This is a genomic window from Streptomyces sp. 351MFTsu5.1 (assembly GCF_000383655.1).
In the GTDB taxonomy this organism is placed as follows: Bacteria; Actinomycetota; Actinomycetes; order Streptomycetales; family Streptomycetaceae; genus Streptomyces; species Streptomyces griseorubiginosus.
Genome location: NZ_KB911775.1, coordinates 37,196 through 50,282 on the forward strand (window position 1 = coordinate 37,196; position 13,087 = coordinate 50,282).

Here is a 13,087-nt window from a genome sequence, read left to right on the forward strand (position 1 = left end):
CGGCTCACTCCTCCGCGTGGTCGATGCCCACCGTGGTGCCCGCGGGCTCGCCCGGTCCGGGTTCGACGAAGCTGTACGGCGGGAGCGGCCCGTTGACCCGCAGGTCGAGGTGCGGATGGCTGGCGCGGAGCTGGTCCACCGCCTCCAGGAAGGACGCGGCGGAGTCGCGCTCCACCATGAAGGACACGTTGGCCAGCCAGCCGCTGGACTCGGGCCCGACGCTGATCGCCTCGGCGACCGGCTCCAGGGCCTGGCGCACCTCGTCGGCGTCCTCGGCCTCACGGGCCTTGACCGCGGCCACGACCATCTCGCCGAGCCGGAGGCGGTCCTCGTAACTGCCGCCGCCCGCCTGCCGGTTGGCCTCGGTGGCGGAGCGGATCTCCGGGTTGTCGGACATCACGCGGTGCAGTACGGCCTCTTCGTCGTGCGTGGCCTTGACGTTGTACTCGACCTTGCCGTCGAGGGTGCGCAGCCGCTCCTTGTAGTGGTCGGCGCGTTCCGCGAGCACCCCGGCGACGGTGTCGTCGTCGGGCGCCACGCTGCCGAACCGCATGGGCAGCACGGAACCCAGCGCTCCCGCCTCGCTCAGCACGTTCTGGTGGGCGAGCAGGTCACGGCGCTTGGGCCGCAGCCCCTCGGGGGCTTCGCTGACGACGGCCGCCAGCTCGCCCTCCTTCAGCACCCGCACCTCACGTGCGGGGTCGCCGACCCCGGTCAGGCCCTCGGGCAGAGCGGGGTGGGAGGCGGCGGTGATGCCGTACACGTACGTGCTCACTCCTGCTCCTCCTTCCTGCGCGAGGCGGTGGACTTACGGGTGCGCGGCCGGGACTCGCTCTGGCCGTCCCCCTCACGCGCCTGCTTGAAGGCGTCGGAGATGGTCTCCGCGGCGCCGGAGAGTGCGCCCTTGGACTTGCCGCGCGCGCCGGACTCGGTGATCTCGCCCATGATGTCGGGCAGGCCCGGGCTCTTGTGCGGCCCGGACTCCAGGTCGAGCCGGTTGCACGCCTCGGCGAAGCGCAGATAGGTGTCGACGCTGGCCACCACGACCCGTACGTCGATCTTCAGGATCTCGATCCCCACGAGGGAGACGCGCACGAATGCGTCGATGACGAGCCCCCTGTCGAGGACCAGTTCCAGGACGTCGTAGAGACCGCTGGAGCCGCCTCCACCGCCTTGCTGTGCCGGAACTACGGTCATGCCGACCATGCCTCCTTGTCGGTGGTGTCGTGAACGGATGTCCGATGCGGGCGGTCTAGCGACCGCCCGGCCTGTGTGCGTCGGCCCGGCCGCGTTCGTAGCGGCGGACGCGGCGGTAGCCGGTGAGCTGACCCTCGGGGTCGAGTTCGACCTGGTAGCTCGCCATCAGGCTCATCGTGTCGGGAACACGGGAGAGCTCGAGGACCTCGACCTCCACCGACCAGCCGTCCTCGGTCTGCTCGAAGGAGGAGACGTTCTCGGCCGTCATGCCGGTCAGCTCGGAGAGCTGGGCGCGCGCCTGGCGCAGCACCTCCATCGGCTTGGGCCGTCGCTGCTCCGTCACGTTCTCGTCCGTGTCCTTTTCTTCCCCTCTGGGGGGCTTCCGTGAATTCTGTGATGCCGACGTGTCTCTTGTGTTCGCCATGGCCACCTCTCACCTCGGGTGGCCGTTCACACGTTCGCCAAACCTTCAGGAGGACATCAACGCGTTCAGCCTGCGACGGGCCGGTCCGAGCGCCCGTCCTCGCGCCGGAATCCCGGCCCAGGGATCGGTGCGGGCCTGCTCCACGGCGTCGGCGACGGTCCAGCGGCGGGCGTCCAGTCCGGGATCGTCGAGCTGGCTCCAGGCCATCGGCGTGGCCACGGGAGCTCCGGGTTTCGCCCGTACGGTGAAGGGGGCGACGGCGGTCTGCGCGTAGCCGTTGCGCTGGACGTCCAGGTAGAGGCGGTCGCCGCGGTCCTTCTTGCGGGCGGCGGTGGTGAGCTGCGCGGGGTGGTCGGCGACCAGGGTGTCGGCGACGTCCTTGGCGAACTCGCGCACCTCGTCGAAGTCGTGCCGGCCGTCGAGGGGCACGATCACATGCAGTCCGCGCGAGCCGGTGGTCATCAGCGCGGAGGGCAGCCGCAGCTCGTCGAGCAGCTCCCCGAGCAGGCGGGCCGCCTCGCGCACCGCTTCGAAGTCGTCCCCGGAGGGGTCGAGGTCGAAGACCATCCGGTCGGGCCGCTCGACGCTGCCTGCCCGGGACAGCCAGCGGTGCAGGGTGAGGGAGGCCTGGTCGGCGAGGTACAGCAGGGTGGCGGTGTCGTCACAGACGGTGTGGCAGACGGTGCCGCCCTCCTTCGTCACCTCGACGCGGTGGATCCACTCCGGGTAGGAGTCCGGGGTGTTCTTCTGCATGAACCGGGGGCCCGCGAGGCCGTCTGGATGCCGTTCCAGCATCAGCGGACGGCCGCGCAGGTGCGGCAGCATGAACGGCGCCACGGACCGGTAGTACGCGACGAGGTCGCCCTTGGTGTACTCCTTGGCGCCGTCACCGCCGGGGAAGAGCACCTTGTCCGGCCGGTGCACCTCCACGGTGTGCTTCCCGGCGCGTACGGTCCGTACGTCGTCGCTGCTCACGGCACGATCGCCTGCTCCACGAGGAGCCGTCCGGCCGCCGCGACCGACTCGGCGTCGATACCGGCGGCGTGCAGCTGCTCCTCGGGCGAGGCCGAGCCCGGCATCGACCGCACGGCGAGCCGCACCAGCCGCGGCACGGGACGGCCGTCGGTGAAGGCGTCGAGGACGGCGTCGCCGAGACCGCCCTCCTCGTGGTGGTCCTCGACGGTGAGCAGACAGCCGGTCTCCTCGGCGGCCCGGCGCAGGGTGTCCCGGTCCACGGGCTTGACCGAGTAGAGGTCGATCACCCGCACCCGGATGCCCTCCTGGTCCAGCGCGTCGGCGGCCTTGAGTGCCTCGGGCACGGTGACACCCGCCGCGACGATCGTCATCCGGTCGTCGGCGGAGGACCGCAGCACCTTGCTGCCGCCGATCGGGAACTCCTCCTCGGGCCCGTAGATCACCGGGCTCTCGCCGCGGCCGGTGCGCAGATAGCGGATGCCGTCCAGGTCGGCCATGGCGGCGACCAGGTGCGCGGTCTGGTTGGCGTCGCACGGGTACAGCACGGTCGAGCCGTGCACCGCCCGCATCATCGCCAGGTCCTCCAGGCCCATCTGGCTCGGCCCGTCCTGCCCGATGGCGACTCCCGCGTGCGAGCCGACCAGGTTGATGCCCGCCCCGCTGATGGACGCCATCCGCACGAAGTCGTAGGCGCGCGTCAGGAAGGCCGCGAAGGTTCCGGCGTACGGCACCCAGCCGCGTGCGGCGAGTCCGACGGCGGCCGCGACCATCTGCTGTTCGGCGATGTAGCACTCGAAGTAGCGCTCGGGGTGTTCCTTGGCGAAGTACTCGGTGCGGGTGGAGTCGCCGACCTCGCCGTCGAGGGCGACGACGTCGCCGCGTCCGGTGCCGAGGGCGGTGAGGGCCTGGCCGTAGGCGTCCCGGGTGGCGACTCCCTCTTCCGGGGATCCCTTGTCCCACCGGGGCAGTTCGACGTGTCCGGCGCGCACGGCGTGCAGGATGCGGGCGGCCGGCGGCTCCTGCACCTTGACGCGGAGGTCGCGGACGCCGCCGAGTTCCTCGATGGCGTCGTCGGCGTTCTTCAGCGGCTTGCCGTGCAGGCCCTCGCGGTCCTGGACGTCCTCGACGCCCTTGCCCTTGAGGGTGCGGGCGATGACCGCCGTGGGCTGGCCCTTGGTGGACGCGGCCTCCCCGTAGGCGCGGTCGATGGCGTCCACGTCGTGTCCGTCGATCTCGACGGTGTGCCAGCCGAACGCCTGGAAGCGGCGCGCGTAGGCGTCGAGGTCGTGGCCGTGCCGGGTCTCGCCGCGCTGGCCGAGCCGGTTGACGTCGATGATCGCGGTGATGTTGTCGAGGTGCTCGGCTCCCGCCTGCTCGGCGGCCTCCCAGATGGAGCCCTCGGCGAGTTCGCTGTCGCCGCAGAGCACCCACACGCGGTAGCCGCTGCGGTCCAGGCGCTGTCCGGCGAGCGCGATGCCGACGCCCACGGGCAGTCCCTGGCCGAGCGAACCGGTCGCCGTCTCGACCCAGGGCAGCCGGCGCGGGGTCGGGTGCCCTTCGAGGCGGCTGCCGAGCTTGCGGAAGGTCAGCAGCTCCTCGTCGTCGAGGGCACCGGCCGCCTTGAAGACGGCGTACATCAGCGGTGAGGCGTGGCCCTTGGACAGCACGAAGCGGTCGTTGCCGGGGTGGGCGGGGCGGTCGAAGTCGTAGCGGAAGTGGTGCGCGAAGAGCACGGCCATCAGGTCCGCCGCGGACATCGAGGAGGTGGGGTGCCCGGAGCCCGCGGCGGCCGAGGCGCGGACGCTGTCCACACGCAACTGCTGGGCGAGTTCGACGAGTTCACCGGTGTTCATGAGTCTCCTTCCGAGGAGTCCGCGTCGGTGTGCCCGCCGGGCTGGTTCTTCGCGGGCTCGGAGTCGGGCTGGTTCTTCACGGGTTCGGCGTCGGACCGGGCCTCACGGGCCTTCGCCTCCGCGATCACCGCCTCGCCCGCGCTCGGTTCGACGTCCTTCACTTCCGTCGGCTCCTTCACTTGCCTCGTCCCCTTCGTCGGCCCGCTGTGGCATACCTCGGGAGCCTTCCGCGTCCCCCTGGCCAGGGCGCCCAAACGCCGGTTTCCGTACGGGTCGCCGGGTACTCGGGGCAGGCCCGTTGTATGCGGAACCGCCGGAGGTACCCCCCATGCCCGAATACGGCTATTTCCTGTCGTGCGAGGAGTTCGGACCCGCGGAGCTGGTCGAACAGGCGCGAATGGCCGAACAGGCCGGTTTCACCGCGCTGTGGATCTCCGACCACTACCACCCGTGGAACGACGCACAGGGCCAGAGCCCGTTCGTCTGGTCGGTGATCGGCGCGCTCTCGGAGGCGGTGTCGCTGCCCGTCGAGACGGCCGTGACCTGCCCGACCGTGCGGATCCACCCGGCGGTGGTGGCCCAGGCCGCGGCCACCTCGGCCGTCATGACGAACGGCCGCTTCCGGCTCGGCGTCGGCTCCGGCGAGGCCCTGAACGAGCACGTCCTCGGCCATGTCTGGCCGCCCGCGCACATCCGGCTGGAGATGCTGGAGGAGTCGATCCAGGTGATGCGGCGCCTGTTCACGGGTGAGGAGGTCAACCACCACGGCACGCACTACACGGTCGAGAACGCGCGCCTCTACACGGTCCCGGACGAGCCCGTCCCCATCGACATCTCCGGCTTCGGCCCGGCGGCCACCGCGCTGGCGTCCCGGGTCGGCGACGGCTACATCACGATGATGCCCGACGCGTCGATGGTCGAGCAGTACCGCAAGGGCGGCGGGGCCGGGAAGCCGGTCAGCGGCGGCACCAAGGTCTGCTACGGCTCGGACCGCGCGGAGTGCGTCCGGACCGTGCGCAAGCTGTGGTTCAACCAGTTCCTGCCCGGCGAGATGGGCCAGATCCTGCCCTCGCCGAGCCACTTCGAGCAGCTGGAGCCGCTGGTCACCGAGGACATGGTGACCGAGAAGACGGTGTGCGGGGACGACGTCGACGAGCACGTGTCCGCACTGAGCGCCTTCGCCGACGCGGGCTTCGACCGGATCTACGTCAACCAGATCGGGCCCGACCAGCGCGGCTTCTTCGACTTCTACCGCACCAAGGTGCTGCCCCAGCTCCAGCAGGGGTGAGCGATGAAACTGCTCAGGCCCCGCGTCTCGGTGTACACGGTCCCGACGGACGCCCCCGAGGCGGACGGGACGCTCGCCTGGGACACCACGACCATGGTGATCGCCGAGGTGTCCACGGGTGAGGAGACCGGCACGGGCTGGACGTACGGCCCGGCCGCGGTCGGCGACTTCCTCACCGAGCACCTCGGACCGCTGGTCGAGGGCCACGATCCGCTGGACATCCCGGCGCTGCACGACGCGATGTGCCGCTCGGTCCGCAACGCGGGCCGTCCGGGCATCGCGGCGGGCGCGATCTCGGCGCTGGACATCGCCCTGTGGGACCTGAAGGCCCGGATCCTCGAACTCCCCCTGGCCCGTCTGCTGGGCGTGGCCCGGGAACGGGTCCCGGTCTACGGCAGCGGCGGCTTCACGACGTACCACGACACGCATCTGGCCGCGCAGCTCAACGGCTGGGTGCACGGCCAGGGCATCCCGCGCGTCAAGCTGAAGATCGGCGAGAGCTGGGGCCGTGCGGTGGCCCGGGACCTCTCCCGGGTCCGCACGGCCCGCGAAGTCATCGGCCCGGACGCGGAGTTGTACGTCGACGCGAACGGGGCGTACACCCGCAAGCAGGCGGTCCGGGTGGGCGGGGCGCTGGTGGAGGAGGGTGTCGGCTGGTTCGAGGAGCCGGTCTCCTCGGACGACCTGACGGGGCTGCGGCTGGTCCGCGACGCGCTCGTGTGCGATGTGACGGCCGGTGAATACGGTTACGACCTGCCGTACTTCGCCCGCATGATCGCGGCCGGCGCGGTCGACTGTCTCCAGATCGACGCGACCCGCTGTGGCGGCCTGACGGAGTTCCTGCGCGCGGCGGCCCTGGCCCAGGCGCACGGCCTGGAGGTCTCGACGCACTGCGCCCCGCACGCCCACGCGGCGGCGGCCGCCTCGATCCCCAACATCCGCCACATGGAGTGGTTCCACGACCACGTCCGCATCGAGGACATGTTCTTCGACGGAGCCCTCGACCCGACGGGCGGCACGGTCCGCCCGCTGGCAGGGGTGGGGAACGGGCTGACGTTGCGGACGGACGAGGTGGAGGAGTACCGCGTGGCGTGACCACCAGTTACCTGAACAACCTTGAGCGGCGGGGCCGTTGCCCCCGCCGCTCATCACGTGTTCCCGGCGTTCAGCCCCGGCGGCGTATCCCGGAGGCCGCGACGACCCCCAGCGCCCCGGCCGCGGCCGCCACGAGCCCCACGCCCATCCGGGCGCGGTTGCGGGAGAGCCAGTCCTGGGGGCTGCGGTGCACGGCCTCGTCGTCGAAGCGGCCGTGCGCCCCGTGGTCCCGCCCGTGCGGTCCGTCCGCGGGAGCCCACAGGTTGCCTGGGCCGCCGTGCTCCCCTTCTTCCTGCTGCGCCTCGACGTTGGTGCGGGCGAGGTAGCGGTCCAGGATCCCCGGCGCCACCGCGTTGGCGATGAGCGTGGCCGCCGTGGACCCGCCGACCCAGTACTCGCGCCGCCGCGGGTGGAAGGCCGCGTGCACGACCGCACGGGCGGCGACCTCGGGCTGGTAGACCGGCGCCACCGGCCGGGCCCGCCCGGGCATCCGGTTCAGCACCCAGTCGAACTGCGGGGTGTTGAGGCCGGGCAGCTGGACCATCGTGGTACGGACGCCACTGCCCGAGTGGAGCAGCTCGCACCGCAGGGACTCGTTGAACCCCTGGATGGCGTGCTTGGCCCCGCAGTACGCCGACTGGAGCGGGATGCCCCGGTAGGCCAGCGCCGAGCCGACCTGCACGATCGTCCCGCGGTCGCGGGGCTGCATGTGCCGCAGGGCGGCCCGGGTGCCGAACACATAGCCCAGGTAGGTCACTTCGGTGACCCTGCGGAACTCGTCCGGGGTGATCTCCGTGAACGGGGCGAAGACGCCGGTGAAGGCGTTGTTGACCCACACGTCGATGTGCCCGAAGGCGTCGACGACCTGCTGGGCGGCGTCCTCGACGGCCTTCGCGTCGGACACGTCGACGCTCACGACGAGCGCCTCACCCCCGGCCCGCTCCACTTCGTCGGCGGCCGCGGCGAGGCCTTCGCGTCCCCGGGCGAGGAGGGCGACCCGGGCGCCGCGCTCGGCGAAGGCCCGGGCCGTGGCCCGTCCCACTCCGCCACTGGCCCCGGTCACCACCACGACCTTGCCGTGCTTCACGCGCGATTCCTCCCATGGATCGTGCACCGGGCGTTATGCGCGGTGGTGCGGCTGCTCGGGATCGGTGCCGCCCTGTGCCGGGGCCGTACCGGGCTCCGGCGTGCCCGTCGCTCCGGGCGCGACCGGCGGCATGGGCGGGTACGGGGTGCCGGGCCCGGTCGGCGGGGCGGCCACCGGTGCGGTGCCTGCGACGCCCGCACCGGCACCCTGTCCGGCCTTGGGCCGGGATCCTCCGGGCCTCGCCGCGCCGCGCAGCACATAGGCCACGGCGCCCAGGATGACGGCGGTGATCAGTGCGGCGGCCCAGTCGGGCAGCCCGAGTGCGAGGGCGAGCCCCACGGCCAGGGCCAGGGCGGCGCCCGCGTACAGGGCGGCGGCACCGGACGCGGCGTACAGCATGGCCGTACGGCGCTGCTTGCGCGTCTGTTCGCGCAGTTCGTCCCGTACGGTCTCGCGTGCCACCTGCGCCAGTTCGTCGACCAGATGCTTGTCCAGATGCTCCAGGTGATCCAAGCGGTCCATGGCCGCCGGGTACCCGTACGGGCGTACGCATAACGCCCGCCCGGCGGGCTGTGCGGCACCGGCGGCCGGGTCGGGAGGATCGCGTGAAACGATCTCGCGCGGCAGGCCGCCCGAACTAGGCTCGGAGCATGGAGATTCTGGGAACCACGCTGCGTGTCTGCGTCGACGACCTGGACAGCGCGGTCGTCTTCTACGAACGGCTCGCGGGCGCCACGGCCCTCCGTTTCGAGCGCGGCGGCGTCCAGGTGGCCGCGGTGGGCTGCTTCCTGCTGATGAGCGGGCCGGAGGCGGAGCTGGAGGTGCTGCGCAAGGTCGCCGCGACCATCGCCGTGAAGGACGTCGACGAGGCCCGCCGGCTCCTCGACGAGCTGGGCGCCCGGATCATCGCGGGCCCGGTGCCGACCCCGGTGGGCCGCAACCTGATCGCGATGCACCCGGACGGCGTGGTGTACGAGTACGTCGACCGCAACGTCACCTAGGGCGACCCGTTCTCCGGGCGCATACGGAAGTCGTGGGCGGGCGGGAGCGGTTCGTCGCCGAGGCGGTTCCACAGGGTGCCGATCGCCTCGGCGCCCTCCCGCAGGTCTGCGACCTCGAAGCCCTCGTCGAAGACGGCCCGGGCGGCTTCGGGCCGCCCCTCGGCGAGCAGCAGCCGCGCCTCGATCAGCCGGAACCGCCCGCGGGCCCGGGTCGAGGCGTGCAGCCGCTCCCACACCGCGCGTGCCTCGGCCGTGCGCCCGGCCGCGAGCAGGGCCTCCAGTGCCTCGCGGCCCAGCGCGGCCGTCGCCGCCGTCCATGACTCGCCGTCGTCGCGCCGCTCCTGGCACAGGTCGTCGAAGGCCTCGGCGTACCGCTCCGCGGCCCGCTCGCGGTGGCCGCCCTCCTGGTCGGCGACGGCGAGGCAGCGCAGCAACGGCCAGCGGGACGGGGCGAGTTGGAGCCCGCGCTCCCAGCTGCGCACTGCCTGGGCCCGGTCACCGGCGTGCCACTGGGCGACGCCCAGGTGGTACTCGGTGAGCGGGGTGGCGGGTGCGGTCTCCAGCATGTCCCGCCAGTGCGGCGCGACCAGGGTGCCGCCGGGCGGCCGTACCCGGCGCGGCTCGGGAAGGGACCCGGTGCGCAGCAACTCCAGCCAGGGCGCCTGCGGTTCGCCCAGCGTGCTCTCCTCGAAGGGTGTGCCGGGCAGCTTCCAGCCGGCCCGCAGGACCTCCAGGGCGCCCCAGCCGGAGCCGGAGGCCAGGATCTCGCCGGGTTCGGCGTCGGCGTACGGCTTCCAGGCGGCGTGGGCCTCGTCGACGGCGGCCCGTGGCAGTGCGGCCTCCAGACGTGCCGCCGCCTCGGGCACCGTGGGGGGCGCGCTGAGCGGGCCGTACGCCTCGAGCCAGGAGACCTCGCTCTCCGGGTCCAGGCGTACGTGCTCCAGCTGGGTGCGGGCGAGCCCGGCCTGGATCTCGCAGTAGCCGCCGGTGCCGGGCTCGGTGAGCCACTCCTGCCAGCGGCGACCGCCCGTGCCGGTCCCCCACACGAACAGCTTGCGGCCGCGCAGGGCGTCGGTGGACGTCTGCACGAGTCCGTGGCCGTCGGCGTCGAGGGCGGCGATCCAGCGGCGCGCGCCGTCGGGCAGGTCGTAGAACCAGTCGGCGGCGTAGGGGCTGGTCTGCGGGTGCGCCGGGACGGGCACCCGGTGCAGCCGGCGCTCGTGGCCGAAGTGCCAGGCCTCCTCGGCCGGGGCGAGCACCCGGCGGCCCTCCGGTACGGCGGTGTTGGACCACCAGTAGCCCGGTACCGGCCGCTCGTGCGGATTGCGGATCCGGACGCCGGCGTACAGGAAGTCCGAGTCCGGCGGCAGCCACAGGTCGACCTGGAAGGGCAGGTCGCGCAGCCGCTCCCACTCCCACAGGCGCAGCATCTCCCCGCCGTCGGGGGCGGCCACGCGGGCGGCGTGCAGGGGTGCGCAGGCCAGGGTGGTGTGTCCGGTGGCGCCGATGTTCCACTCGATGCCGCCGGAGTACCAGGCGCCGTTCAGGGCGAAGTTCGCGGGCTGGAACACCGGGTTGCGGTACAGGAGTTCACGCCCGGTCGGCTTGTGGAGGAGGGAGGCGATCCGGCCGCCCAGAGCGGGCAGGACGGTGGCCCTGAGCCGGTCGTTCTCGATCACGATCGTGTCGAACTCGCGCGGCTCGCGCGCTCTGCCGTAGCCGTCCCGGACGGGCACCGGCAGCAGGCTCCGAAGGGGCCCGTAGCCGGCCTGCCGGGCCATGTCCCGGGGCAGGTCGTCCCGGTCCCGTAGGTCCATGCAGTGAATCTCGTGCGGGAGCCGCAGCGGCGGCAGCGGGTTGTCCGGGCCCAGCGGTGCGGCGGGCAGGGTGAGTACGTCTCGCCGGATCGTCGTCACGATCACCATGGAAGCCGCTCGGCCCGGAGTCGGCCAGGGGAGCTACCGGTCAGGATTGCGCAAAGGCGTCCACGACGATGTCGGTGAGGAGCGCGCCCGCCGTGCCGTCGGGGTCCAGATCGGGGTCGTAGATGGTGACGTTGAGCCCCACGCAGGCAGGGGAAGCGAGCAACGGCCTGAGGAGATCGGTGAGTTCGCGGGGCTGGAGGCCCTCGGGGTCGGGGCTGTCGACGGCGGGCATGACGGACGGGTCGAGGACGTCGGCGTCCAGGTGCACCCAGAATCCGTCGATCTCCGGGATCTCGAAGGCCTGCGCGGTGGCCCGGGCGAGCGCGTCGGCGCCCCACTCCCGGAGGTCCCCGACGGTCACGACCGGGATCTTCAGGGCGGCGAGTTCGGCCCGGTCCTCCTCGAACGCGTCGCGGATCCCGAAGAACCGCACGTCCTCGTCCCGCAGATAGGGCTTCAGCCCCTCCAGGTCCGTCAGGTCGTCCTGCCCGCGCCCGGTGGCCAGCGCGACCTCCTCACCGCCCGCCGCGCCGATCCGGTCGGAGTTGCCGGTGTGCCGGAAGTCCGGTGAGGCGTCGATGGCCGCGAGACCGTAGCGGCCGACGCGGCGCAGGGCGAGGGAGGCGCCGAGCTGGATGGAGCAGTCGCCGCCGAGGACCACGGGGAAGTCACCGGCCCGTACATGGCGCTCGATGCGGTCGGCGAGCTTGACGGTGTAGTCGGCGAGGGCGGCGGCGTTGAACACCCCGTCGCCCTCCTGCCAGTCCCCCCGGTCGTAGCGCGGCGGCACCACCACGCCGCCCTCCAGCGCCCCGAGCCGCTGCACGATCCGCTGCTCCCGCAGGGCGCCGGCGAGCTTGTGGCAGCCGGGCACGGTACCGGGGGCGGGCGGTCGCAGGCCGAGGTTGGAGGGGGCGTCCAGCACGACGATATTCCGCATGCGGATCATCCTCGCCGACGTACCCTCGACCGTCCACGGAATACGCGAGGGAGCGACAGTGAGTGAGCAGCACACCTACCGGGTGATCGTGCGGGGGACCTGGGACGGGCTCACCGAGGAGGCCCGCGCCCGGCTCCTCGCCGAGGCGGCGGACCACGGCATGGCGAGCATGCGGTTCTCCGAGGAGGGCTCGCTGTCGTACGAGCCGGCGCCGCTGAAGCACTTCTCGATGCGGTACGTGGTGGTCTCCGACGCGGCGGACGGCGAGGAGATGGCGGGCGCGCTCGCGGAGGACCGCGCGGAGACGGCGCTGCGCGGCCTCGGCTACGGCTTCAGGGACCTGCGGTCGACGGTCACCGACCTCGACACCATGAAGATCAACCGGAAGTCCGCATCTCGGCGGTGATCGCCCAGCGCTCGTGGTCCCGCCAGTCCCCGTCGATCCAGATCATCTTCGGGGAGAACCCCTCGAGGCGGAAGCCGCAGCTGCGGGCGAGGGCGAGGGAGCCGGTGTTGCCGGGCTGCGCGTTGATCTCCAGGCGGTGCAGCCGCATGGGCCCGAAGGCGTGGTCGACCACGAGGTCCAGTCCCTCGCGCATCAGCCCGCGCCCGGCGGCGTGCGCGAAGGCGCCGTAGCCGAGGGCCCCGCACCGGAAGCCGCCCTCGACGATGTTGTTGATGTTGATGAACCCGGCGATGGCCCCGTCGCCCCGCTCGCCGTCCTTCTCACAGACCAGGAACCCGGCCTTGGTCCGGTCCTCGATGAGCCGGCCCGCGTAGGCGAGGTACGCGCTCTCGCTGTCCGGCGGGAACAGCCAGGGCTGGTGCAGTTCCTTGCTCTCCCGGGCCCGGGCGGTGAACTCGGCGGCGTCCTCGTAGGTGAAGGGGCGTATGCCCACGCGGGGGCCCTCGGCGAGATAGCGGGAAGCGGTGTGCGGCATCCCGCCACCCTACGACGCTAGCCCCGCCGCCTCATGGCGTACGCCCCGCACAGGGCTCCGATCAGGCCGGTGGCGAGCAGCGCGGTCCACAGGGGCATGGTCACCTCGGGGACCAGCAGCCGGATCCTGGTCGCCCGGGTGTTCTCGAAGACGAAGGTCAGGGCGACGGCGGCGAGGAGCAGGACGGCGAGCCGCGCGGGGGTCACCGCCCCGCTCCTGCCTTTGGTCGTGCCGCTCTCGGCGGTCTTCGGGCTCATGCGACCAGGGTGAGCCCGGAGCCCACGGCCCGCACGGCGGGCGCTGCCTTCCGGGTGGGCCGCGGCCACGGCCGGCCGGCCGGTTGCTGCTCGCCCATGGCGGC

Annotated in this window: 16 protein-coding genes; 4 read left to right on the forward strand and 12 right to left on the reverse strand. The window is 72.5% G+C overall.

What is annotated here, in order from left to right; all coding sequences use genetic code 11:
* Nucleotides 1-4: 4 nt before the first annotated feature.
* From H295_RS0100190 to H295_RS47055, 6 genes are read right to left on the reverse strand one after another with little or no spacing between them, the layout of a single operon-like run.
* Nucleotides 5-775, reverse strand: coding sequence for a GvpL/GvpF family gas vesicle protein (locus H295_RS0100190; RefSeq protein ID WP_020133318.1), 771 nt, complete (start codon nucleotides 773-775; stop codon nucleotides 5-7).
* Nucleotides 772-1,197, reverse strand: coding sequence for a gas vesicle structural protein GvpA (locus tag H295_RS0100195; protein WP_028808892.1), 426 nt, complete (start codon nucleotides 1,195-1,197; stop codon nucleotides 772-774). Before H295_RS0100195 ends, H295_RS0100190 begins: the two co-directional genes overlap by 4 nt.
* A gap of 55 nt (nucleotides 1,198-1,252) precedes the next feature.
* Nucleotides 1,253-1,621 carry a gas vesicle protein gene (locus H295_RS42500; RefSeq protein ID WP_028808893.1) on the reverse strand — a complete coding sequence of 123 codons (369 nt, stop codon included), beginning with the start codon at nucleotides 1,619-1,621 and terminating at the stop codon, nucleotides 1,253-1,255.
* Nucleotides 1,622-1,666: 45 nt separating this feature from the next.
* Nucleotides 1,667-2,596, reverse strand: coding sequence for a non-homologous end-joining DNA ligase (gene ligD, locus H295_RS0100205; RefSeq protein WP_020133321.1), 930 nt, complete (start codon nucleotides 2,594-2,596; stop codon nucleotides 1,667-1,669).
* Complete coding sequence (locus H295_RS0100210; protein WP_020133322.1) at nucleotides 2,593-4,449, reverse strand: transketolase; 1,857 nt, start codon at nucleotides 4,447-4,449, stop codon at nucleotides 2,593-2,595. Before H295_RS0100210 ends, ligD begins: the two co-directional genes overlap by 4 nt.
* Complete coding sequence (locus tag H295_RS47055) at nucleotides 4,446-4,610, reverse strand: hypothetical protein (protein ID WP_020133323.1); 165 nt, start codon at nucleotides 4,608-4,610, stop codon at nucleotides 4,446-4,448. Before H295_RS47055 ends, H295_RS0100210 begins: the two co-directional genes overlap by 4 nt.
* A gap of 167 nt (nucleotides 4,611-4,777) precedes the next feature.
* Between H295_RS47055 and H295_RS0100220 the strand changes: the two genes are divergently transcribed.
* A complete protein-coding gene (locus H295_RS0100220) occupies nucleotides 4,778-5,737 on the forward strand; it encodes an LLM class F420-dependent oxidoreductase (protein ID WP_020133324.1) in 960 nt (319 codons plus the stop codon).
* A 3-nt stretch (nucleotides 5,738-5,740) separates the two neighbouring features.
* The gene (locus tag H295_RS0100225) at nucleotides 5,741-6,832 is read left to right on the forward strand and encodes an enolase C-terminal domain-like protein (protein WP_020133325.1); all 1,092 of its coding nucleotides are present in this window, start codon (nucleotides 5,741-5,743) and stop codon (nucleotides 6,830-6,832) included.
* A gap of 70 nt (nucleotides 6,833-6,902) precedes the next feature.
* Here the strand turns inward: H295_RS0100225 and H295_RS0100230 are convergent, their stop codons facing one another.
* Both H295_RS0100230 and H295_RS0100235 read right to left on the reverse strand, forming a co-directional pair.
* On the reverse strand, nucleotides 6,903-7,919 hold the full coding sequence (locus H295_RS0100230) for an SDR family oxidoreductase (RefSeq protein WP_020133326.1): 1,017 nt from the start codon (nucleotides 7,917-7,919) through the stop codon (nucleotides 6,903-6,905).
* Between the two features lie 33 nt (nucleotides 7,920-7,952).
* Nucleotides 7,953-8,441, reverse strand: a complete 489-nt coding sequence (locus H295_RS0100235; RefSeq protein ID WP_020133327.1) for a phage holin family protein — start codon at nucleotides 8,439-8,441, stop codon at nucleotides 7,953-7,955.
* Between the two features lie 128 nt (nucleotides 8,442-8,569).
* On the opposite strand from H295_RS0100235, the gene H295_RS0100240 reads away from it, so the two are divergent.
* Nucleotides 8,570-8,920: a VOC family protein gene (locus H295_RS0100240; protein ID WP_020133328.1), complete on the forward strand. Its 351-nt coding sequence runs from the start codon at nucleotides 8,570-8,572 to the stop codon at nucleotides 8,918-8,920.
* On the opposite strand, the gene H295_RS0100245 is transcribed toward H295_RS0100240, so the two are convergent.
* On the reverse strand, nucleotides 8,917-10,845 hold the full coding sequence (locus tag H295_RS0100245) for a DUF5107 domain-containing protein (protein ID WP_020133329.1): 1,929 nt from the start codon (nucleotides 10,843-10,845) through the stop codon (nucleotides 8,917-8,919). The genes H295_RS0100240 and H295_RS0100245 overlap by 4 nt on opposite strands.
* Nucleotides 10,846-10,885: 40 nt before the next feature.
* Nucleotides 10,886-11,785 carry an arginase family protein gene (locus H295_RS0100250; protein ID WP_020133330.1) on the reverse strand — a complete coding sequence of 300 codons (900 nt, stop codon included), beginning with the start codon at nucleotides 11,783-11,785 and terminating at the stop codon, nucleotides 10,886-10,888.
* Between the two features lie 58 nt (nucleotides 11,786-11,843).
* Between H295_RS0100250 and H295_RS0100255 the strand changes: the two genes are divergently transcribed.
* Nucleotides 11,844-12,191, forward strand: a complete 348-nt coding sequence (locus H295_RS0100255) for a DUF6204 family protein (RefSeq protein ID WP_028808894.1) — start codon at nucleotides 11,844-11,846, stop codon at nucleotides 12,189-12,191.
* On the opposite strand, the gene H295_RS0100260 is transcribed toward H295_RS0100255, so the two are convergent.
* Nucleotides 12,163-12,726, reverse strand: coding sequence for a GNAT family N-acetyltransferase (locus H295_RS0100260; RefSeq protein ID WP_020133332.1), 564 nt, complete (start codon nucleotides 12,724-12,726; stop codon nucleotides 12,163-12,165). The two genes, H295_RS0100255 and H295_RS0100260, sit on opposite strands and share 29 nt — an antisense overlap.
* Before the next feature lie 17 nt (nucleotides 12,727-12,743).
* Nucleotides 12,744-12,983 carry a LapA family protein gene (locus tag H295_RS0100265; protein WP_028808895.1) on the reverse strand — a complete coding sequence of 80 codons (240 nt, stop codon included), beginning with the start codon at nucleotides 12,981-12,983 and terminating at the stop codon, nucleotides 12,744-12,746.
* Nucleotides 12,984-13,087: the final 104 nt, after the last annotated feature.

What these genes read in the sequence shown, in the direction of transcription:
- H295_RS0100195 (WP_028808892.1), bottom strand. Translation starts at nt 1,197, where the DNA reads ATGACCGTAGTTCCGGCACAGCAAGGCGGTGGAGGCGGCTCCAGCGGT.
- H295_RS42500 (WP_028808893.1), bottom strand. Translation starts at nt 1,621, where the DNA reads ATGGCGAACACAAGAGACACGTCGGCATCACAGAATTCACGGAAGCCC.
- H295_RS0100210 (WP_020133322.1), bottom strand. Translation starts at nt 4,449, where the DNA reads ATGAACACCGGTGAACTCGTCGAACTCGCCCAGCAGTTGCGTGTGGAC.
- H295_RS0100220 (WP_020133324.1), top strand. Translation starts at nt 4,778, where the DNA reads ATGCCCGAATACGGCTATTTCCTGTCGTGCGAGGAGTTCGGACCCGCG.
- H295_RS0100225 (WP_020133325.1), top strand. Translation starts at nt 5,741, where the DNA reads ATGAAACTGCTCAGGCCCCGCGTCTCGGTGTACACGGTCCCGACGGAC.
- H295_RS0100235 (WP_020133327.1), bottom strand. Translation starts at nt 8,441, where the DNA reads ATGGACCGCTTGGATCACCTGGAGCATCTGGACAAGCATCTGGTCGAC.
- H295_RS0100240 (WP_020133328.1), top strand. Translation starts at nt 8,570, where the DNA reads ATGGAGATTCTGGGAACCACGCTGCGTGTCTGCGTCGACGACCTGGAC.
- H295_RS0100245 (WP_020133329.1), bottom strand. Translation starts at nt 10,845, where the DNA reads ATGGTGATCGTGACGACGATCCGGCGAGACGTACTCACCCTGCCCGCC.
- H295_RS0100250 (WP_020133330.1), bottom strand. Translation starts at nt 11,785, where the DNA reads ATGCGGAATATCGTCGTGCTGGACGCCCCCTCCAACCTCGGCCTGCGA.
- H295_RS0100260 (WP_020133332.1), bottom strand. Translation starts at nt 12,726, where the DNA reads ATGCCGCACACCGCTTCCCGCTATCTCGCCGAGGGCCCCCGCGTGGGC.
- H295_RS0100265 (WP_028808895.1), bottom strand. Translation starts at nt 12,983, where the DNA reads ATGAGCCCGAAGACCGCCGAGAGCGGCACGACCAAAGGCAGGAGCGGG.